Origin of the sequence: Streptomyces sp. SP18BB07, assembly GCF_036322545.1 — a bacterium.
Classification (GTDB): Bacteria; Actinomycetota; Actinomycetes; order Streptomycetales; family Streptomycetaceae; genus Streptomyces; species Streptomyces deccanensis.
The window spans coordinates 157,310-177,387 of the sequence record NZ_JAQYWT010000363.1; the positions used below are offsets into that span (position 1 = coordinate 157,310).

Here is a 20,078-nt window from a genome sequence, read left to right on the forward strand (position 1 = left end):
CACGCTCCGCCAAGTCGCTACCGGCGGGTAAGCCGTAGGCTCGCACCATGCGCCGAGCAAAGATCGTCTGCACCCTCGGGCCCGCCACCGACTCGTACGACCAGATCAAGGCACTGGTCGAGGCCGGCATGGACATCGCCCGCTTCAACCTCAGCCACGGCGGTCACGTCGAACACGACGAGCGGTACCAGCGCGTCCGCAAGGCCGCCGACGAGACCGGCCGCAGCGTCGGCACCCTCGCCGACCTCCAAGGCCCGAAGATCCGCCTCGGCCGCTTCACCGAAGGCCCCGTACTCCTCGAACGCGACGACACCTTCACCCTCACCGTCGAGGAGGGCGCGACCGGCGACAGCGAGGGCTGCGGCACGACCTACGCCGGCCTCGCCGCCGACGTCACCCCCGGCGAACAGATCCTCGTCGACGACGGCAAGGTCACCCTGGAGGTCACGGCGGTCGACGGCCCCCGCGTCCACACCAGGGTCGTCGAAGGCGGAATGATCTCCGACCACAAGGGCCTCAACCTGCCCGGTGTCGCCGTCTCGGTCCCCGCCCTCTCCCCGAAGGACGAGGAGGACCTCCGCTGGGCCCTGCGCACGGGCTTCGACGTGATCGCGTTGTCCTTCGTCCGCTCGGGCCGGGACATCGAACGCGTCCACCAGATCATGGACGAGGAGGGCCGTCGGCTCCCCGTCATCGCCAAGATCGAGAAACCGCAGGCGGTCGACAACATCGAGGAGATCGTCGCGGCCTTCGACGGGGTCATGGTCGCGCGGGGCGACCTGGGCGTGGAAATGCCCTTGGAACAGGTCCCGCTGGTCCAGAAGCGCACGATCAAACTCGCCAAGCGCAACGCCAAGCCGGTCATCGTCGCCACCCAGATGCTCGACTCGATGATCCACCACTCCCGGCCGACACGCGCCGAGGTCAGCGACGTCGCCAACGCGGTCCTCGACGGCACGGACGCGGTGATGCTGTCCGGCGAGACGAGCGTGGGCAAGTACGCGGTGGAGACGGTGCGGACGATGGGCCGCATCGTGGCGGCGGCGGAGGAGGAGATGCTCGGCAAGGGTCTCCCGCCCCTCACCGAGCACAACAAACCCCGCACCCAGGGCGGCGCGGTCGCCCGAGCGGCCGCCGAGATCGGCGACTTCCTCGACGCGAAGTTCCTGGTCGCCTTCAGCCAGTCCGGCGACACGGCCCGCCGCCTCTCCCGCTACCGCTCGCCCATCCCCCTCCTCGCCTTCACCCCGGACCCGGCGACGCGCTCACAGCTGAGCGTGACGTGGGGCGCGGAGACCTTCCTCGGCCCACAGGTCGACTCCACGGACGCGATGGTCGACCAGGTGGACGAGCTGTTGTTGAAGTACGGCCGCTGCGAGAAGGGCGACGTGGTGGTGATCACGGCGGGCTCACCGCCGGGGGTGGCGGGCACGACGAACATGGTGCGGGTGCATCACATCGGGGAGGGCGGCGGCCCGCAGTAGGACGTCAGTACTTGGGGCCCACGTGGGTGTCCATGAGGGCGACGGAGGCTTTGCGGGCGATGGAGACGTTGCGGGCGTTGGCGAGTCTCCAATCGACGCCCACCTGGTCGAGCGTTGCTGTGAAGAGTCGGAGGATGTCACCGGACACGTTGGTGAAGAAGTACCGGGGGTACTCGTAGCGCTTGCGCTCGCCTCCGACGACACGGGTCGTCGAGTTGGTGACGCGGCAGCCGTCGGAGTGGATGAGTCCTCGGATGAACTCCCAGGGGTGCGCGTCGACGATGGTCCGCTGCCAGGGCGCGAGGACGATCGGGCGCTCATGCTTCTTGCCGGGGCCGTGTTGGGGAAAGAGTAGGGGCCAGTGTCGGGAGTAGCTGGTCACCATGGTGTACCCCTCCTTCTGTAAGGAGTAGACGCCAATGCCCGGGCGGACCTTCGCGATGGCCTCACGGCACTGCTGCATGAGCCCGGGCCAAGCGTCTGCGCAGGCGATGCGGAGGTAGTAGCCACTGCGAGGGTGTGCGGAGATGCAGCCGTCGCCCAGGTAGAGGCCCAGCAGATAGGCGTACGCGCCGTCATCGGCTGGTGGGCCCGGATCGCAGGGTGCCATGCGAGGCAGCGGTTCGAGGCGCTGCTGCCAGGAACGGATCGCTGCGCGTGAGATGCCGGTTTCCCGGCTCACCGAGTTGAGGCTGCGGCCCTGAGCAACCAACGCGAGTGCTCGTTTGCGTGTGCTGATGTCGTACATGCGGCCACTCTCGGTGACTGATCGCCACCGCGTGCAGCAAAAAGCGGATGTTCACGAGAACGAGAACATCCGCTTCCGAATGGTGACCTTGGAATCTAAGGAAAGTGCCCCGGGTCGGACTCGAACCGACACTGTATGGGTTTTGAATCCATTGCCTGCTGCCAATTGGGCTACCGGGGCTCAGTGAATCGAAGGTTTACCTCGACCCGCTGCCCGACCACCATATCGCAGCTAGGTACCCTCATGTCAGCAGTACCCCTGCCCCGAACAAGGAGCCCACGTGACCGCCCCCGAGTCGCCCCAGCCCCTCGACGCGCCCGACGACGACAAGTCGCACGTGCCTCCGCTGACGACCCGTGTCGTCATCGCCGAGGACGAGGCGTTGATCCGTCTCGACCTCAAGGAGATGCTCGAAGAGGAGGGCTACTCCGTCGTGGGCGAGGCCGGTGACGGGGAGCAGGCCGTCGAGCTGGCCCGGGAGCACCAGCCGGATCTGGTGATCCTCGATGTGAAGATGCCGAAGATGGACGGGATCTCGGCGGCGGAGAAGATCGCCGAGGAGAGCATCGCCCCCGTGCTGATGCTGACCGCGTTCTCGCAGCGCGACCTCGTCGAGCGCGCCCGGGACGCGGGCGCGATGGCGTACCTGGTGAAGCCGTTCAGCAAGAGTGACGTGGTGCCGGCGATCGAGATGGCCGTGTCGCGGTTCACGGAGCTGAAGGAGCTGGAGAAGGAGGTCGCCGACCTCACGCTGCGGCTGGAGACGCGGAAGCTGGTGGACCGGGCGAAGTCGATCCTGCAGACGGAGTACGGGTTGACGGAGCCGGCCGCGTTCCGGTGGATCCAGAAGACGTCGATGGATCGTCGGATGTCGATGCAGCAGGTGGCGGAGGCGGTCATCCGGGACGCCGACGAGAAGAAGGCGGCCAAGGGCTGATCCCCTCACTCCGGCCCACACACGACGAGGCCCGCACCCCCTACCTGAAAGGGGGTGCGGGCCTCGTCGTGTGTGGGCCGGAGGCTAGTCCTCGCCGAGGTAGGCCTTGCGGACCGACTCGTCGTGCAGGAGGTCGGAGCCGGTGCCGGAGAGGACGATCTTGCCGATCTCCATGACGTGCCCCTGGTCGGCGAGGGAGAGCGCCGCCTGGGCGTTCTGCTCGACGAGCAGGATGGTGGTGCCCTGGGACTTCAGCTCGGCGATCGTGGCCATGATCTTCTGCATCATGATCGGCGAGAGGCCCATGGAGGGCTCGTCCAGCATGAGCAGCTTCGGCTGGGACATGAGCGCGCGGCCCATGGCCAGCATCTGCTGCTCGCCGCCCGAGAGGGTTCCCGCGGCCTGCTTACGGCGTTCGCCCAGGATGGGGAAGAGATCGTAGGCGCGCTGGATGTCCTTCTCGATGCCGGGCTTGTCGTTGCGCAGGAAGGCGCCGAGGCGGAGGTTGTCCTCGATGGTCATGCGCGGGAAGATGTGCCGCCCCTCGGGGGAGTGGGCGAGTCCGAGCGCGACGATGTCGTGCGCGGGGATCTTCTTGAGTGACTTGCCGTTGAACTTGACCTGGCCGCCGACGGGCTTGAGGAGGCCCGAGAGGGTGCGCAGGGTGGTGGTCTTGCCGGCGCCGTTGGTGCCGATGAGGGTGACGACCTCGCCGGCGTCGACCTTGAAGGAGATGCCCTTGACGGCTTCGATCTTGCCGTAGGCGACCCGGAGGTCCTCTACTTCGAGCAGTGCGGTCATCGGTCGTTCTCCTTGCCGGGCGCGGCGTCGTTCGAGGCCTCGGCGTGTGCTTCGGCGGCTTCGACCTCGGCGATCTCGTCCTGGCCGGGTGCGTCCTCGAAGGGTTCGCCGAGGTAGGCGGCGACGACGCGTTCGTCGCCCTGCACGGTGGCGCTGTCGCCTTCTACGAGTTTTTCGCCTTGGACGAGGACGGCGACGCGGTCGCAGAGGTTGAAGATGAACCGCATGTCGTGCTCGATGACGAGGACAGCGATGCCCTGGTCGCGGATGGCGAAGACCAGTTCCTCGGTGGCTCGGGTCTCCTGGGGGTTCATGCCGGCGGTGGGCTCGTCGAGGAGGAGCAGGCCGGGTTCGCTCGCGAGTGCCCGGGCGATCTCCAGCTTGCGCTGTTCGCCGTAGGGGAGGTTGCGGGCGAGGTGTTCGGCCTTGGCGTCGAGGCCGACGAACGCGAGGAGTTCCATGGCGCGTTCGCGGGAGGCCTTCTCCGCCTTGTGGAAGCCGGGGCCGCGGAGGAGGGCGGACCAGAGGCCTTCCTTGGTGCGGGTGTGGCGTCCGACGAGGACGTTTTCCAGGACCGTCATGTTGGCGAAGAGGCGGATGTTCTGGAAGGTGCGGGCGATGCCGGCGGCGGTGACCTTGAAGGACTTGGGCGGCAGGACCTGGTCCTTGTAGCGGACTTCTCCCTCGGTGGGGATGTAGAGGCCGGTGAGGCAGTTGAAGAAGGTCGTCTTGCCGGCGCCGTTGGGGCCGATGAGGCCGACGATCTCGCCGCTGTTGACGGTGAGGTTGACGTTGCGTACGGCGGTGAGGCCGCCGAAGCGCATGGTGACGCCGCATGCGTCGAGGACGGTCTCGCCGGGGGCGTTGGCGCCGGGTGTGGCGTCCTTGGTGGTGGTGTCGGTGGTCATGGGTCAGGCCCCTGCCTTGCTGAGGACTGTGGGTGCTTCGGCCTCTTCGTGGAATTCGAGCTGGCGGCGCCGGTTGGGGATGAGGCCCTCCGGGCGGAAGCGCATGAGGAGCACGAGTGCGAGTCCGAAGGCGAAGAGCTGGTAGTCGCCGAGGAACTGGAGCTTGGCCGGGATGAGGTAGAGCAGTGCGGCGCCGACGAGGGGGCCGCTGATGGTGCCCATGCCACCGAGGACGACCGCGGCGAGGAGGAACGCCGAGTTCGGCGGGACCACGTGGGCGAACTGGTACTGCTCGGGGGTCACGGTGTAGGTGACGTGCGCCTGGACGGTGCCGGCGAGGCCGGCGAGGGCGGCGCCCAGGGCGAAGGCGATGAGCTTGACCCGGAAGCCGTTGATGCCCATGGCGAGGGCGGCCGTCTCGTCCTCGCGGATGGCGATCCAGGCGCGGCCGATGCGGGAGTCGCTGCTGCGCCGGAAGACCACCACGACGATGAACGTGATGAGGAGCATCAGGAAGAAGTAGTTGGCGAACCGGGCGATGGTGAACCCGGCGATGGTGTGCTCCTGGCCGAAGTCGAAGCCGAGGATGTTGAGGTTCGGGATCGAGGAGATGCCGTTGGAGCCGTTGGTGATGTCGGGGCCGGAGGTGCCGTCCATGTTGAGGACGGCGAGCCGGAAGATCTCACCGAAGCCGAGGGTGACGATGGCGAGGTAGTCGCCGCGCAGTCGCAGGGTCGGGGCGCCGATGATGACGCCGAAGATCATGGCGACGACGGCGCCGAGGATGGCGCTGGCCCAGAACGGCAGGTGGATGTCGAAGGGCGAGGAGGGGGAGCCGGAGACCATGGCCGCGGTGTAGGCGCCGACGCCGAGGAAGGCGACGTATCCGAGGTCGAGGAGGCCGGCGAGGCCGACGACGATGTTGAGGCCGAGGGCGACGGTGGCGAAGATCAGGATGTAGACGCCGATGGTCGCGTACTGGTCGTCGGACTGGGTGAACGGGAAGGCCGCCGCCGCGGCGAAGGCACCGGCCATGGTGACGGTGCGGTGCTTCGAGGTGACGGCGGAGACGCGGCCGACCAGGCCCGCCTTGGCCAGGGCGCCGAAGCCGAAGCCGGCCATGATGAGGAAGCCGATGAACAGTTCGTCGTACTCGGTGCCGATGCCGTAGGTGAAGACGAGCAGGCCGAGGGCCATGGCCGCGACGATGATCAGGATCTCGGCGTAGGCGGGCAGCTTCGGGGCCGGCGTGGGTGTGCCGGTGGCGAAGGCGGACTTGATCAGGGCGCGGATCTGGCGTCCGACGCGGGCGAGCCGTTCTCCCGGGGTGTCCTCGGGGTCGGCGGTCTCGGCCTCGGGGTGCTCGAAGGGCAGCGAGAGCGCGCCGAGCAGGGCGGCGAGGGTCGCTATGGCCGCGACGTAGCCGCCGGGTTCGAGGTTGACGACGCCGCCGAGCTGGATGCTGATGGCGAGGATCGTGTACCAGGTGGTGATGAAGGTGCCGAGCGCGGCGAGGCTGATGGCGCTGTCGGCGCCGGCGGGGACGAGCCAGCGCAGGCCCTTGATGCCGTAGGACGCGAGGCCGAAGAGGGCCGTGAGGGCGCCGCCGATGAGGGCGAGGACCTGCAGGCCGCCGGGGTAGCCGTAGTAGGTGAGGTCGCCGGGGAAGGCGGAGGTCCAGGTCCAGGCGAGGAAGGTGGAGACAATGGTGAGGACGCCGCCGCCGGTGGCGAGGGCACGGCCGATGTTCTCCGGGATGCCGACGAGTCCCTTGGGGGTGCTGTCGTGCTTGGTGGAGGCGGGGATCGCGGTGGTGTCTGTGGTCATCGGTGTCACGCCCTGTCCGCCACGCGCTCACCGAGCAGACCCTGTGGCCTGACCAGGAGGACGAGGATGAGGAGTACGAACGCCCAGACGTTGGCCCAGGACTGGCTGCCGAACTGTTCCATGCCGGGGATGTCGGCGATGTAGGCGGTGGAGAGGGCTTCGGCGAGGCCGAGGACGACGCCGCCGAGCATGGCGCCGTAGATGTTGCCGATGCCGCCGAGGACGGCCGCGGTGAAGGCCTTGAGGCCGAGGATGAAGCCCATGCGGAACTGGACCTGGCCGTACTTGAGGCCGTAGGCGACGGCTCCGACGGCGGCGAACGCGGCGCCGAGGGCGAAGGCGACCACGATGATGCGGTCGGTGTTGATGCCCATGAGCTTGGCGGTGTCGGGGTCCTGCGCGGTGGCCTGCATGCCGCGGCCGGTGCGGGTCTTCATGACGAAGTAGGCGAGGATCGCCATGCTGATCGGGGCGGCGACGAGCAGGAAGATGTCACCGGTCTGGATGGTGACGTTGCCGATCTCGAAGGGTCCGCCGTCGATGTGCGGGAAGTTGATGGACTCCTTGGCGTCCGGGTACCACGCCCACACGGCCTGCTGGAGGGCCAGGGAGAGGCCGATGGCGGTGATGAGGGGGGCGAGGCGGGGTGCGGTGCGCAGGGGCCGGTAGGCCAGGCGTTCCGCTCCCACGGCGGCGAGCACGGCGACGATGATGCCTCCGACGAGCATCAGCGGGAGTGCGACCCACATGCTCGTTCCGTCGGGCAGCACGTAGAGATAGACCGTGATGGCGCCGAAGCCGCCCAGCATGAATATCTCACCGTGGGCGAAGTTGATGAGCTGGACGATGCCATAGACCATCGTGTAGCCGATGGCGACCAGCCCGTACATGGATCCTAGTAGCAGGCCGTTGACCAGCTGCTGCGGCAGTTCGTTCACCGCATGTCCTCCGAGACTTTCGGATGTTCGACGAATGTGACCGGATGTGAGTCCGCGCGGGGCGCTGTGGTGCAGCGCCCCGCGCGGCTCAGGTGTGTGCGGGTTGGGTCAGCCGGTGTAGGTACCGGAGTCGACCGCCTTCCACTCGCCGCCCTCGACCTTGTAGACGGTGAGCTGCTTGTTGGTCGTGTCGCCGTACTCGTCGAAGGAGACCTTGCCGGTCACGCCGTCGAAGGAGATGTTCTGCATCGCCTCGGTGATCTTGGCGCGGGCGTCGCTGGGAAGCTTGCCGTCGTTGTCCTCGACGACCTTCTTCACGGCCTCGATGATCGCCCAGGCGGAGTCGTAGGAGTAGCCGCCGTAGGCCGCGTAGGGCTCCTTGTAGCCGCCGGCCTTGTAGTCCTCGATGAACGTCTTGGCGGAGGGGAGCTCCTCGACCGGGGCGCCGACGGAGGTGGCGAAGTCGCCGGTGCTGGCGCTGCCGCCGAGCTCGATGTAGGTCGGGTCGTACATGCCGTCGCCGCCGGCGACCGGGATCTTGGCGCCCGCGGCCTTGATCTGCTTGGTCAGCGGGCCGGACTGCGGGTACTCGCCGCCGTAGTAGACGACGTCGGCGCCGGAGTTCTTGACCTTGGTGGCGACCGTGGAGAAGTCCTTGGTCTCGGGGTCGATGTGCTCGGTGCCGACGACCTTGCCGCCGAGCTTCTTGAACTCGTCGGTGAAGGTGGCGGCCAGGCCGGCGCCGTAGGTCTTCTTGTCGTCGATGACGAAGACCTTCGTCTTCTTGGCCTTGTTGTACAGGTACTGCGCGGCGAACGGGCCCTGGATGGCGTCCGTGGTCGCGGTGCGGAAGTACGACTTGTACGGGCGGACCTTCTTGGTCTGCCAGTCGGCGCCCTGGGTCAGGGTCGGGCCGGTGTTGGCCGGGGAGACCTCGACGAGCTTGGCGTCGTCGAAGACCTTCTGCATGGACTCGGCGACCGAGGAGTTCAGCGGGCCGACGACGCCGAGAACGTCCTTGTTGGCGACGAACGTGGTGGCGTTCTGCTGGCCCGAGGAGGGCTGCGCCTGGTCGTCGAGGGCCTCGATCTTGAAGGTTATGCCCTCGACGTACTTGTCCTTGTTGGCGGTCTTGGCGGCGAGGTCGGCGGAGTTCTTGATGCCGAGGCCCAGCGCCGAGAGGTCACCGGTCAGCGGGGCGTCGACGCCGATGACGACAGTGGTCCCACTGCCGGTGTCCGAGCCGCCCTTGTCGTCGTCGCGCGAACCACAAGCGGTGAGAGTGAGTGCTCCCGCCGCCAGCGCGGCGGTGATGGCGATGAGCGAACGTTGACGCACGATCAGTCCTTTCCCTGGCACGGCCCTTCCTGTTTGGAAGCGGCCGAGTCGAGCGCTGGGCCGAAGACGTGACTTCGATTCCGTTGGCGCGGTGACTGGCCGTGACTCTAAGCGTGTGTGGACAACGTGGAGGAGAGTCTGACCAAGGCTGTGACGCTCTTGTTATGACACGAGGTAATGCAGAGCGGTACTCAGTGGGCGGTTGCGCGGAATTCAGGCCGATTCGCCCTGTCCGCATAGTGAGAACGTGCAGGGTCGACGCGGGTAGGTTCAGGAGTGTTCAGCTTTTTGGTGATGACGCGGAATCGTTGCCACAAGCGACTCGGAGGGCGTCGGAGAGGTCCTGTGCGTAGCGCTCACCCAAGATGAAACTGTGCGCTTCTATTGCGCGCGTATTACGTAGAGTTACATCCAGGAAGGGGAGTCCGGCGCCCTCCGGTGCTTTCCCGCATTCGGTGACGCGCATGGTGACGAGGATCTTTCGGGCATCTTTCGTCCCGATCCGGAGCGGAGTACGCGGGTCCGTGCGCAGCGACAGTCCCTCGTAGGGCTGGGTCACCCCTTCGACGGTGATCGGGGGGCCGTACCGCACGCTCAGCCGCACCTCGAAATCGAAGCGTCCGCGCGGCGCCCGGCCGGAGCGCGCCACCGGACCGAGGTAGCTGACGACGATGGCCTGGGAGGGGTACGGCGTCTCCCGCGGTGTCGGCTCCGGCGTCGGGGCCGAGGTGGGCCGGGTCGCGTAGAGGTAGCCGCCGCCCGCGAGTACGACGACCGCCGCCGCCCCCGCGAGCACGGCCCGGCGGTGGTGGGCGTACGCCTGGGCGTACCGTCCGCGCGGCGGTTCCGGCGGGGGCGGGGCGTCCGCGTCCGCCGGCTCGTTGGCCGCGTCCCACGCGCGCGTGCCCTCGCCCGGCTCCACGGGGCCGACCCCGCTCAACTCCAGGGCCCCTCGCCCGGGCCGCCCGAGCGGTACCACTCCTCGCAGCCCGCGCGGGCCCGCCGCTCGATCAGCCGCCGGGCCGCCGTGGCGCCCGCGCGCTTCTTCTCGGCCCGCGCCTCGTCGACGACCTCCCGCAGGATGTCGTACTGCCCGTTCGACAGTCCCATGGACTGATAGTCCCCATAGGTGTCGCCGTCCAGCACCTCCAGCGACCAGTGCGAGACGAGCTTCGCGCACAGTTCCTCGGGCGGGGTGGCCGACGGCGATGGCGAGCCGCCGCCCCGCACGGCCGTCGAGGGGCCCGCCGCCCCGTCCGCCTCTTTCGCCTCCGCGCACCCGGTGACCAGGACGCCGATCAGCAGCGCCGGCCCGAGCACCGCCCCCGGCCAGGGGGCTCCTCCCGTTGCCATGCCCCGACGCTAGGGCCTGCGCGGCCCGGCGGACCAGAGGCGAACAGGTCGCCGCCCCGGCCCGCCCCTCGTCCGCACGGGTCACTCGGCCGTCCGGGCCTTCGCGCTCGGGGCGGTGGGCGCGTCCCGCAGCAGACAGGTCAGCCGGGCGGTGCAGACCCGCTTGCCGTCCTCGTCGCTGATGACGATCTCGTACGTCGCCGTCGAGCGCCCCCGGTGCAGCGGTGTGGCGACACCTGTCACCAGGCCGGACCGTGCGCCCCGGTGGTGGGTGCAGTTCAGGTCCACACCGACGGCGATCTTGGAGCTGCCGGCGTGCAGCATGGAGCCGACCGAGCCCAGCGTCTCCGCCAGCACGGCGGACGCGCCGCCGTGCAGCAGCCCGTACGGCTGGGTGTTGCCCTCCACCGGCATCGTGCCGACGACCCGGTCCGCCGAGGCCTCCACGATCTGTACGCCCATCCGGGTGCCCAGGTGCCCGGCGGAGAACATCGCGACCAGGTCGATGCCGAGGGCCGCGTACTCGTCGATGACCTCTTGCGGGAACTTCGCGTGGTGCTGCTCGCCCATGGGGCTCCGTTCGTCGTCGATCGCGTTTCGCCGCCGGCGGAGGAGCGCCGGACAGCTGAGCAAACGCTCAGTCGGTCGACGATTGTTCCAGACGGACCACGACGGACTTGCTGGCCGGGGTGTTGCTGGTGTCAGCGGTGGAGTCCAGCGGCACCAGGACGTTGGTCTCCGGGTAGTAGGCGGCCGCGCAGCCCCGCGCCGTCGGGTAGTGCACCACCCGGAAACCGGGGGCGCGTCGCTCGACGCCGTCCTTCCACTCGCCCACCAGGTCCACGTACGACCCGTCGGCGAGCTTCAGCTCCCGCGCGTCCTCGGGGTTGACCAGCACGACCCGGCGGCCGTTCCTGATGCCGCGGTAGCGGTCGTCCAGGCCGTAGATGGTGGTGTTGTACTGGTCGTGCGAACGCAGGGTCTGCAGCAGCAGACGGCCCTCGGGCAGCCGCGGGTACTCCACCGGCGCGGCCGTGAAGTTGGCCCTGCCGGTGGCGGTGGGGAAGCGGCGCTCGTCGCGCGGGGCGTGCGGGAGGGCGAAGCCGGACGGGTCGGCCACGCGCGCGTTGAAGTCCTCGAACCCGGGCACCACGCGCGCGATGCGGTCGCGGATCGTCGCGTAGTCCTTCTCGAACTCCTCCCAGGGCGTCCCGCTCTCCTCGCCGAGGACCCGCCGGGCGAGCCGGCACACGATGGCCGGCTCGGACAGCAGCTGCCCGCTCGCGGGCTCCAGTCGGCCGCGCGAGGCGTGCACCATGCCCATGGAGTCCTCGACGGTCACGAACTGCTCGCCGCCGCCCTGGAGATCGCGCTCGGTGCGTCCCAGGGTGGGCAGGATCAGCGCCCGGGCGCCCGTGACCACGTGCGAGCGGTTCAGCTTCGTCGACACGTGCACGGTCAGCCGCGCCCGGCGCATCGCCGCCTCCGTGACCTCCGTGTCGGGGGACGCCGAGACGAAGTTGCCGCCCATCGCGAAGAACACCTTCGCCTTGTCGTCGCGCATGGCCTTGATGGCCCGTACGACGTCGTAGCCGTGCTCCCGGGGAGGGGCGAAGCCGAACTCCCTCTCCAGGGCGTCCAGGAACGCCGGGGCGGGCCGCTCGAAGATGCCCATCGTGCGGTCGCCCTGCACGTTGGAGTGGCCGCGCACCGGGCAGACACCGGCGCCGGGGCGGCCGATGTTGCCGCGCAGCAGCAGGAAGTTGACCACCTCGCGGATGGTCGGCACCGAGTGCTTGTGCTGGGTGAGACCCATGGCCCAGCAGACGATGGTCCGCTTCGAGGCGAGGACCATGCGCAGCGCCTCGTCGATCTTCTCGCGCGTCAGACCGGTCGCCGTGAGCGTCTCGTCCCAGTCGGCCGCGCGGGCGGCTGCGGTGAACTCCTCGAAACCGTGGGTGTGTTCGGCGACGAAGGTCTCGTCGACGGCACCTTCCGTCTCCAGGATCAGCTTGTTGAGGAGGCGGAACAGGGCCTGGTCGCCGCCGATGCGGATCTGGAGGAACAGGTCGGTGAGGGCGGCGCCCTTGAGCATGCCCTGCGGCGTCTGCGGGTTCTTGAACCGCTCCAGACCGGCCTCGGGCAGCGGGTTGACGGTGATGATCTTCGCGCCGTTGGCCTTGGCCTTCTCCAGGGCGGAGAGCATCCGGGGATGGTTGGTCCCCGGATTCTGTCCGGCCACGATGATCAGGTCGGCCCGGTAGAGGTCCTCCAGCAGGACGCTGCCCTTGCCGATGCCGATGGTCTCGGAGAGCGCGGAGCCCGACGACTCGTGGCACATGTTGGAGCAGTCGGGCAGGTTGTTCGTGCCGAACTCGCGGGCGAACAGCTGGTAGAGGAACGCGGCCTCGTTGCTGGTCCGCCCGGACGTGTAGAAGAGGGCCTCGTCGGGGGAGGCGAGCGCCTTCAGCTCCTCGGCGACGATGTCGAAGGCGCGGTCCCAGGACACCGGCTCGTACCGGTCGCCGCCCTCGGGGAGGTACATGGGGTGGGTGAGCCGGCCCTGCTGCCCCAGCCAGTAACCACTGCGGGTGGCGAGATCGGCCACGCTGTGGGCGGCGAAGAACTCGGGCGTGACCCGGCGGAGCGTGGCCTCCTCGGCGACCGCCTTCGCGCCGTTCTCGCAGAACTCCGCCGCGTGCCGGTGGTCCGGCTCAGGCCAGGCGCAGCCCGGGCAGTCGAACCCGTCCTTCTGGTTGACCCGCAGCAGGGTCAGCGCGGTCCGCTTCACGCCCATCTGCTGCTGCGCGACCCGCAGTGTGTGCCCGATCGCGGGCAGCCCCGCCGCCGCGTGCTGGGGCTCCGCGACCCGGGGCGCGTCCTGAACCGGATCATTCTTCGGCGCCTTGCCGGCCATGGCTGCTCCCATATCGCATACACGTGCTGTTCGGGCGGGTGGCTACATCTCCGATCCTCGCACGAGCGATCGGACGGGAACGAGGGTGATCGGGGGCGGGTGGTGAGTGGGGCGGGGTGGTGAAGGAGCGGGGTGCCGGGGCGGGACTGGGGGGGGCCGGGGGGAGGGGAGGGGGCCGCGGTGGGGGCCGGGGCCGTCGGTGGAGCGGTCGGTGCCCCGGCCCCGTCCGGGCCTCCGGACGTCCCTGGGGTCCGGGTGTCAGTGGTACGTGGCAGGATCGGGGGCGTGGCAGAGACAGGATCGAAGAAGACCGACAGCACCTCCGGCGGCAGCCGTCCCCGGCTCATGCTCATGGACGGGCACTCGCTGGCCTACCGCGCGTTCTTCGCGCTGCCCGCGGAGAACTTCACGACGGCGACGGGCCAGCCGACCAACGCGATCTACGGCTTCGCGTCGATGCTGGCGAACACCCTGCGCGACGAGGCCCCCACCCACTTCGCGGTCGCGTTCGACGTCTCCCGCAAGACCTGGCGCTCGGAGGAGTTCACCGAGTACAAGGCGAACCGCTCGAAGACCCCGGACGAGTTCAAGGGCCAGGTCGAGCTGATCGGTGAGCTGCTCGACGCGATGCACGCCGTCCGCTTCGCCGTCGACGGCTTCGAGGCCGACGATGTCATCGCCACCCTCGCCACCCAGGCCGAGGCCGAGGGCTTCGAGGTCCTCATCGTCACCGGCGACCGTGACTCCTTCCAGCTCGTCAGCGAGCACACCACCGTGCTCTACCCGACGAAGGGCGTCTCGGAGCTGACCCGGTTCACCCCGGAGAAGGTGTTCGAGAAGTACGGCCTCACCCCGGCCCAGTACCCGGACTTCGCGGCCCTGCGCGGCGACCCGTCCGACAACCTCCCCGGCATCCCCGGCGTCGGCGAGAAGACCGCCGCGAAGTGGATCAACCAGTTCGGTTCGTTCGCGGATCTCGTCGAGCGCGTCGAGGAGGTCAAGGGCAAGGCCGGGCAGAACCTCCGCGACCACCTGGACGCCGTCAAGCTCAACCGCCGCCTCACCGAGATGGTCCGCACGGTCGAACTCCCCAAGGGCGTGGGCGACCTGGAGCGCGCCGCGTACGACCGCAAGGCCGTCGCGATGGTCCTGGACACCCTGGAGATCCGCAACCCCTCGCTGCGCGAGCGCCTGCTCGCCGTCGACCCGGGCGCCGAGGAATCCGACGCCGCCTCGCCGGCCGCCCCCGGCGTCGCGGTGGACGGCACGGTCCTCGCCTCCGGCGAGCTGGCCCCCTGGCTCACCGAGCACGGCACGGACGTCCTCGGCGTCGCCACGGTCGACACCTGGGCGCTCGGCACCGGCTCGGTCGCCGAGGTCGCTCTCGCCGCCGCCGGGGGAGCGGCCGCCTGGTTCGACCCGACGCAGCTGGACGAGACCGACGAGACGGCGTGGACGACCTGGCTCGCCGACATCGCCCGGCCGAAGGTGTTCCACAACGCCAAGGCCGCGATGCGGGTCTTCGCCGAGCACGGCTGGAGCGTGGACGGCGTCTCCATGGACACCGCGCTGGCCGCCTATCTGGTCAAGCCGGGCCGCCGCTCCTTCGACCTGGACGCGCTCTCCCTGGAGTACCTGGGGCGCGAGCTGGCGCCCGCCGCCACGGCCGACGGCCAGCTGGCCTTCGGCGCGGACGAGGGCGCCGAGGCCGACGCGCTGATGGTGCAGGCCCGCGCGATCCTCGACCTCGGCGAGGCCTTCGGGGAGCGGCTGGAGGAGGTCGGCGCGGCGGAGCTGCTGCGTGACGTGGAGCTGCCCACCTCCGCGCTGCTGGCCCGGATGGAGCGCCACGGCATCGCGGCGGACCGGGCGCACCTGGAGACCATGGAGCAGATGTTCGCGGGCGCCGTCCAGCAGGCGGTGAAGGAGGCGCACGCGGCGGCGGGGCACGAGTTCAACCTGGGCTCGCCCAAGCAGCTCCAGGAGGTCCTCTTCGGCGAGCTGGGGCTGCCCAAGACCAAGCGCACGAAGACGGGCTACACCACGGACGCGGACGCCCTCGCCTGGCTGGCGGGCCAGACGGACAACGAACTGCCGGTCATCATGCTCCGGCACCGCGAGCAGGCGAGGCTCCGGGTCACCGTCGAGGGCCTGATCAAGATGATCGCCGCGGACGGCCGGATCCACACCACCTTCAACCAGACGGTCGCCGCCACGGGCCGTCTCTCCTCCGTCGACCCGAACCTGCAGAACATCCCCGTCCGCACCGACGAGGGCCGGGCCATCCGCCGCGGCTTCGTCGTCGGCGAGGGGTTCGAGTCGCTGATGACGGCGGACTACAGCCAGATCGAACTGCGCGTCATGGCCCACCTCTCCGAGGACGCGGGCCTGATCGAGGCGTTCACCTCCGGCGAGGACCTGCACACCACGGCAGCCGCGCAGGTGTTCGGCGTCGAGCAGTCCGCCGTCGACGCGGAGATGCGCCGCAAGATCAAGGCGATGTCGTACGGCCTGGCCTACGGGCTGTCCGCGTTCGGTCTTTCCCAGCAGCTGAACATCGAGGCGGGCGAGGCGCGGGCCCTGATGGACGCGTACTTCGAGCGGTTCGGCGGGGTGCGGGACTATCTGCGCCGGGTCGTGGACGAGGCCCGGGCCACGGGCTACACGGCGACGTTGTTCGGCCGCCGCCGCTACCTCCCGGACCTCAACAGCGACAACCGTCAGCGTCGCGAGGCCGCCGAGCGGATGGCTCTGAACGCGCCGATCCAGGGCACCGCGGCCGACATCGTCAAGATCGCGATGCTCAACGTCGGCCGCGCGCTGGACGAGGCGGGCCTCGCCTCCCGCATGCTCCTCCAGGTCCACGACGAAATCGTCCTGGAGATCGCCCCCGGTGAACGCGAACGCACCGAACAACTCCTCCGCCACGAAATGTCCAACGCAGTCCATCTGCTGGCCCCCCTGGACGTCTCGGTGGGCCACGGCCCGGACTGGGAGTCGGCGGCGCACTAGCCGACGGAGGTGGGGTGGGGTGCGGGGTGCGTTGTCGGGTGCGGCTCCGGTGGGGCTTCTCGCGCAGTTCCCCGCGCCCCTGAAAGGCCTCCGGCCTTTCGGGCCGAAAAGCACGGGGCGCAGCCCCTGCTTTTCAGGGGCGCGGGGAACTGCGCGACCAGCCCCCACCGGACCCGCACCCGAACGCGGCCCCACAAACCCCCGCACTCACCCGACCGGCCCCCACCACCGCGCCCCCAGCGGAGCGCAGCCGTAAGGATGCCCGCATGGGCATACGCACGCTCCGCCGTCGTACAGCGACAGCTGCCACCCGCCTGTCAGGGGTGCGATCCCGCCTCACCCGGGGCCCCTGGACCCGCCCCCGCGTCCGGCGGCCGCACAGCCTCTACCCCTGGCCGCTGACCCACCCCCTCGCGGCCCTCCTCGGCCACGTCCCGCCCTACGCCCCCCGCGCCGCCAGACCCCGCATCCCCCGCGGAGCCCCACCCCGGCGCCCGGCACTCAGCGGCGGACCGAACTGTCCGCCTCCGCGTCGACTGCGGGCGCCGCAACGGCAGGAGCCGGGCGCCGCACCCTGACCCCGACCCCGTAGAGGATCACACCGACCACCAGCCCGGCGCCCGCCCCGAAGCACACCGTCGGGATCACCTCGTACGGCTTGGCGACCGCCCCCCAGTGCGCCCACCACCGGGCCACCCGCTGCACCGCCGCGACCAGCGCGCAGCCACCGATGACGACGCCCGCCACCCACCGGTCGGCCGAGGAGAGCACCGGCACGCCCACGGGCTCGCCCACCGGCTGCCGGCGCAGCGCCCGCACGACGAAGACGACGAGCACGACGGCCGCGACCGCCGAGCCCCCGTACTGGAGGTACCAGTAGAGCGGCGAGCCCGCGATCTCCTCGCCGAGGACGGGGAAGAGCCGCATCCCCCACCGGTCGAGATGCGTGAACGCGTCCCACACCACATGGGTCAACGAACCGAGGGCGGCCGAGACGTACCACCACAGCGCCACCGAAGAGCTGAACGGCCGCGCCCCCGTCCCGCACCGCACCAGCGCGGCCACCCTCCCCTGCCGCCGTCTCGGCAGCAGCGCCACCACCGGCTCCCGGAGCACCAGCCACAGCCCGACCAAGGCCCAGGTGACGAGCACGTCGACGGTGAAGACCCCGGCGAAGGAGTGCGTGACATCGCCGAACTCCATGGCCTCCGGCAGCACACTCGCCGCGTAGTAGGTCATGTCGGGCGCGAACGAACCGGCCACGAGCACCGAGGGCACCAGAGGGCCGCGTCCGGTGCCGTTCCCCCGCAGGGCGGGCAGTACGGCGGCCGCATGGCTGAGCGTGAAGGGCAAGTCGTCCCCCTGTGACGGACTTTGGCCGGACGGATCGCCCGGCGATGACCGGTCGCCAGTATGCGCGACAAGGGAGCCGCCCCAAGGAGGACGCCCACAGACAGCAAACCGATAAGGCCAATCGGTGAATATCGGGCACGAACGGGTGTCCGGGCGGCGGAAGTTGTCGTAGGGTCGCCTGGGCCGTCGTGCCGGTCGGCGCGGTGGTCGCCGGAGTTCGGGAAAAGGAATGCCGGAACAGGGCAACCAAGACCGGAACTTCGGAGTCGGTGTACCTGGGCAGGGAAAGCCGGTCCGGCGAAACCGGAAGAAATGCCCGAGACATCACGAGACGGGAAGAACGCCAAGGCGTTCGGCCACCGGGAGGGGTTCACTCAATGGCGGCGCAGTTCGGTTTGAGGCTCCGCAAGGGGGCGGCCACCACCGTCCTGGCCGCGGCCACCGTGGCGGCGATGGCCGCCTCGCAGGCCCCGGGAGTGACCACCGACGGCGCGGGCAGACAGACCACGGGCTCGCCCTCACCGGAGATGAGCACCCAGGCCGACGACACCGCCACCGGCAACTCGCGGTACTACACGGACCTTCCGCCCCTCGACAGCCCCACCCCGACGACGGGCACGGGCGACACCTCGGGCACCACCGGCTCCGAGCGCGGCATACCCGCGACCGTCCTCGATGCTTACAAGCAGGCCGAGGCGTCCCTGCGCGAGTCCAAGCCCGGCTGCAACCTGCCCTGGCAACTCCTCGCCGCCATCGGCAAGGTCGAGTCCGGCCAGGCGAGCGGCGGTCGGGTCGACGCCGAGGGCACGACGACCGGCAAGAAGATCCTCGGCCCCCCGCTCAACGGCAACGGCTTCGCGAACATCAGCGACACCGACGACGGTGCCTACGACGACGACCGCACGCACGACCGCGCGGTCGGCCCGATGCAGTTCATCCCCTCCACCTGGGAGTGGGCGGGCCGCGACGGCAACGACGACGGTGCCAAGGACCCCAACAACATCTACGACGCCGCCCTCGCCGCCGGCCACTACCTGTGCCGCTTCGACTGGGATCTGTCGAACGACGCCAACCTGCGCAGCGCGATCCTCAGCTACAACAACTCGACGGAGTACTACAACACCGTCATGAGGTGGCTGGAGCACTACCGCAAGGGCACCCACGAGATCCCGGACGGCACCGGCTCCCTGCCCCAGACGCCGAGCGGCGGCAACAGCAACAACACCGGCAGCGGCAACAGCGGTGGCCGCAACGGCGGCGGCTCCACGACGAGCCCCAGCCCCAAGCCGTCGAATCCGTCCAAGCCGGGGAAGCCGGGCACCAACGAGCCGGGCGGTGGTGGCAGCACCCCGAAGCCGCCCACCACCACACCGCCGCCCTCGACGCCGCCCACCCCCACGGACACCGTGCACCACCTGGAGAACGCGGGCGCGTCCAACCTCACGGCCATGGCCGGGGACACCTTCACCGGCAAGCTCGCCACCCGCACCGAGACCAAGGACGGCAAGGCCGTCGCGAAGGTCCGGGTCCGCTTCACCGTCGTGGGCGACACCGACACCACGTTCGTCGGCGGCGAGAAGGTGGCGGTCGTCATCACCGACAGCGTGGGCAAGGCCACCGCCCCGGCGCTCGTGGCCGGTGAGAAGACCGGCACCGTCACGGTCCGGTCCACCGTCGTGGGCCGCTCCGTGACCGCCCTCGATCACAAGGTCACCGTCACCGCCCGCCGGGCCGACGCCCTCGCCCGCGTCGGCACGGCCGCGCTGACCTGCGTGACGAACGGCGAGTTCGCCGAGCAGGTCGGGCTCAAGGCCACCTACCGGGGCGAGGTCGCGGACAAGGTCGCCGTCAAGGCGACCCTGATCAAGTCCGTCCTCGACCCCACCGCGAACGACAAGGGCCCCTACTTCGAGGACGCGGCGGGCAACCCCGTGCGCACCCTGACCGCCCTGGAGACCGACGCCGACGGTCTGCTCAAGCTCCCGAAGCTCCACGCGGACGACACCGTCGGCACGTTCCTGCTCCGCATCGAGACCGAGGGCGGCGCGACCCTCACGCTCGAACTGAAGGTGGAGGCCCCGGCCGGGACGACGGAGCCGACCGGACCGACGGAGTCGACCGGCACGACCGAGCCGGCGACGCCCAGCCCCAGCGAGTCCTAGACCTGATCGGTCGTCCCACGGCCACGGCGGCGCCCCTCCCGGAGGAGGGGCGCCGCCATCGTGTGTGCGCGACGTGTTCTCATCTCGCCCGCCCGTTGCTACGGTGCCGGATCTGACGAACTATCAGTTCCCGTTCTGGGGCCCGTAGTCGGGAGGTCCGTATGCGCGCCCTGATCGCCGCCGCGACCGGTCTCGCCCTCGCCTTCGCCCTGGTGTTCACGCTCACCGCGCTGGGCTCACCGACGGGGAAGACGTCCCCGAAGCCACTGCTGACGACGGTCCCCGCACATCCATGACCGC

General features: G+C 69.8%; 16 protein-coding genes and 1 tRNA gene. 5 read left to right on the top strand and 12 right to left on the bottom strand.

Annotated elements, in window-relative coordinates; all coding sequences use genetic code 11:
• Positions 1–47 precede the first annotated feature (47 nt).
• Entirely contained in the window at positions 48–1,484 is a 1,437-nt protein-coding gene (pyk, locus tag PUR53_RS41890; RefSeq protein WP_329899056.1) for a pyruvate kinase, read from the top strand.
• 4 nt (positions 1,485–1,488) lie between these two features.
• On the opposite strand, the gene PUR53_RS41895 is transcribed toward pyk, so the two are convergent.
• Both PUR53_RS41895 and PUR53_RS41900 read right to left on the bottom strand, forming a co-directional pair.
• Positions 1,489–2,232, bottom strand: a complete 744-nt coding sequence (locus tag PUR53_RS41895) for a helix-turn-helix domain-containing protein (RefSeq protein ID WP_329899057.1) — start codon at positions 2,230–2,232, stop codon at positions 1,489–1,491.
• Between the two features lie 105 nt (positions 2,233–2,337).
• Positions 2,338–2,412, bottom strand: a tRNA-Leu gene (locus PUR53_RS41900).
• A 100-nt stretch (positions 2,413–2,512) separates the two neighbouring features.
• On the opposite strand from PUR53_RS41900, the gene PUR53_RS41905 reads away from it, so the two are divergent.
• Positions 2,513–3,169: an ANTAR domain-containing response regulator gene (locus PUR53_RS41905; protein ID WP_329899058.1), complete on the top strand. Its 657-nt coding sequence runs from the start codon at positions 2,513–2,515 to the stop codon at positions 3,167–3,169.
• Positions 3,170–3,253: 84 nt separating this feature from the next.
• On the opposite strand, the gene PUR53_RS41910 is transcribed toward PUR53_RS41905, so the two are convergent.
• The 9 genes from PUR53_RS41910 to PUR53_RS41950 form a co-directional block, all read right to left on the bottom strand.
• Complete coding sequence (locus PUR53_RS41910; protein WP_319245650.1) at positions 3,254–3,970, bottom strand: ABC transporter ATP-binding protein; 717 nt, start codon at positions 3,968–3,970, stop codon at positions 3,254–3,256.
• Positions 3,967–4,878, bottom strand: a complete 912-nt coding sequence (locus PUR53_RS41915) for an ABC transporter ATP-binding protein (protein WP_329912061.1) — start codon at positions 4,876–4,878, stop codon at positions 3,967–3,969. The genes PUR53_RS41910 and PUR53_RS41915 overlap by 4 nt, the downstream gene beginning before the upstream one ends.
• A 3-nt stretch (positions 4,879–4,881) precedes the next feature.
• On the bottom strand, positions 4,882–6,705 hold the full coding sequence (locus PUR53_RS41920) for a branched-chain amino acid ABC transporter permease (RefSeq protein ID WP_329899060.1): 1,824 nt from the start codon (positions 6,703–6,705) through the stop codon (positions 4,882–4,884).
• Between the two features lie 5 nt (positions 6,706–6,710).
• Positions 6,711–7,643 (bottom strand): branched-chain amino acid ABC transporter permease, encoded by a 933-nt coding sequence (locus PUR53_RS41925; protein WP_045555231.1) that lies wholly within the window; start codon positions 7,641–7,643, stop codon positions 6,711–6,713.
• A 108-nt stretch (positions 7,644–7,751) separates the two neighbouring features.
• Positions 7,752–8,981 carry a branched-chain amino acid ABC transporter substrate-binding protein gene (locus PUR53_RS41930; protein ID WP_329899061.1) on the bottom strand — a complete coding sequence of 410 codons (1,230 nt, stop codon included), beginning with the start codon at positions 8,979–8,981 and terminating at the stop codon, positions 7,752–7,754.
• A 280-nt stretch (positions 8,982–9,261) separates the two neighbouring features.
• Complete coding sequence (locus PUR53_RS41935; protein ID WP_329899062.1) at positions 9,262–9,921, bottom strand: Tat pathway signal sequence domain protein; 660 nt, start codon at positions 9,919–9,921, stop codon at positions 9,262–9,264.
• Positions 9,918–10,334 (bottom strand): hypothetical protein, encoded by a 417-nt coding sequence (locus PUR53_RS41940; protein WP_329899063.1) that lies wholly within the window; start codon positions 10,332–10,334, stop codon positions 9,918–9,920. Before PUR53_RS41940 ends, PUR53_RS41935 begins: the two co-directional genes overlap by 4 nt.
• Before the next feature lie 81 nt (positions 10,335–10,415).
• Positions 10,416–10,904: a PaaI family thioesterase gene (locus tag PUR53_RS41945; protein WP_329899064.1), complete on the bottom strand. Its 489-nt coding sequence runs from the start codon at positions 10,902–10,904 to the stop codon at positions 10,416–10,418.
• A 67-nt stretch (positions 10,905–10,971) separates the two neighbouring features.
• Positions 10,972–13,251: an FdhF/YdeP family oxidoreductase gene (locus tag PUR53_RS41950; protein WP_329912062.1), complete on the bottom strand. Its 2,280-nt coding sequence runs from the start codon at positions 13,249–13,251 to the stop codon at positions 10,972–10,974.
• Between the two features lie 285 nt (positions 13,252–13,536).
• Here PUR53_RS41950 and polA point away from each other — a divergent pair, with 285 nt between their 5' ends.
• Positions 13,537–16,263, top strand: coding sequence for a DNA polymerase I (polA, locus tag PUR53_RS41955; RefSeq protein ID WP_329899066.1), 2,727 nt, complete (start codon positions 13,537–13,539; stop codon positions 16,261–16,263).
• Positions 16,264–16,764: 501 nt separating this feature from the next.
• Here polA and PUR53_RS41960 read toward each other — a convergent pair.
• Positions 16,765–17,616: a DUF4184 family protein gene (locus PUR53_RS41960; protein ID WP_329912063.1), complete on the bottom strand. Its 852-nt coding sequence runs from the start codon at positions 17,614–17,616 to the stop codon at positions 16,765–16,767.
• Positions 17,617–17,993: 377 nt separating this feature from the next.
• On the opposite strand from PUR53_RS41960, the gene PUR53_RS41965 reads away from it, so the two are divergent.
• Positions 17,994–19,778 carry a lytic transglycosylase domain-containing protein gene (locus tag PUR53_RS41965; RefSeq protein WP_329912064.1) on the top strand — a complete coding sequence of 595 codons (1,785 nt, stop codon included), beginning with the start codon at positions 17,994–17,996 and terminating at the stop codon, positions 19,776–19,778.
• Positions 19,779–19,939: 161 nt separating this feature from the next.
• On the top strand, positions 19,940–20,074 hold the full coding sequence (locus PUR53_RS41970; protein WP_107072277.1) for an SPW_0924 family protein: 135 nt from the start codon (positions 19,940–19,942) through the stop codon (positions 20,072–20,074).
• Positions 20,075–20,078 lie beyond the last annotated feature (4 nt).

Coding starts and splice junctions, on each gene's coding strand:
- pyk (WP_329899056.1), top strand. CDS start 48: ATGCGCCGAGCAAAGATCGTCTGCACCCTCGGGCCCGCCACCGACTCG.
- PUR53_RS41895 (WP_329899057.1), bottom strand. CDS start 2,232: ATGTACGACATCAGCACACGCAAACGAGCACTCGCGTTGGTTGCTCAG.
- PUR53_RS41910 (WP_319245650.1), bottom strand. CDS start 3,970: ATGACCGCACTGCTCGAAGTAGAGGACCTCCGGGTCGCCTACGGCAAG.
- PUR53_RS41915 (WP_329912061.1), bottom strand. CDS start 4,878: ATGACCACCGACACCACCACCAAGGACGCCACACCCGGCGCCAACGCC.
- PUR53_RS41920 (WP_329899060.1), bottom strand. CDS start 6,705: ATGACCACAGACACCACCGCGATCCCCGCCTCCACCAAGCACGACAGC.
- PUR53_RS41940 (WP_329899063.1), bottom strand. CDS start 10,334: ATGGCAACGGGAGGAGCCCCCTGGCCGGGGGCGGTGCTCGGGCCGGCG.
- PUR53_RS41945 (WP_329899064.1), bottom strand. CDS start 10,904: ATGGGCGAGCAGCACCACGCGAAGTTCCCGCAAGAGGTCATCGACGAG.
- PUR53_RS41950 (WP_329912062.1), bottom strand. CDS start 13,251: ATGGCCGGCAAGGCGCCGAAGAATGATCCGGTTCAGGACGCGCCCCGG.
- PUR53_RS41965 (WP_329912064.1), top strand. CDS start 17,994: ATGGCGGCGCAGTTCGGTTTGAGGCTCCGCAAGGGGGCGGCCACCACC.
- PUR53_RS41970 (WP_107072277.1), top strand. CDS start 19,940: ATGCGCGCCCTGATCGCCGCCGCGACCGGTCTCGCCCTCGCCTTCGCC.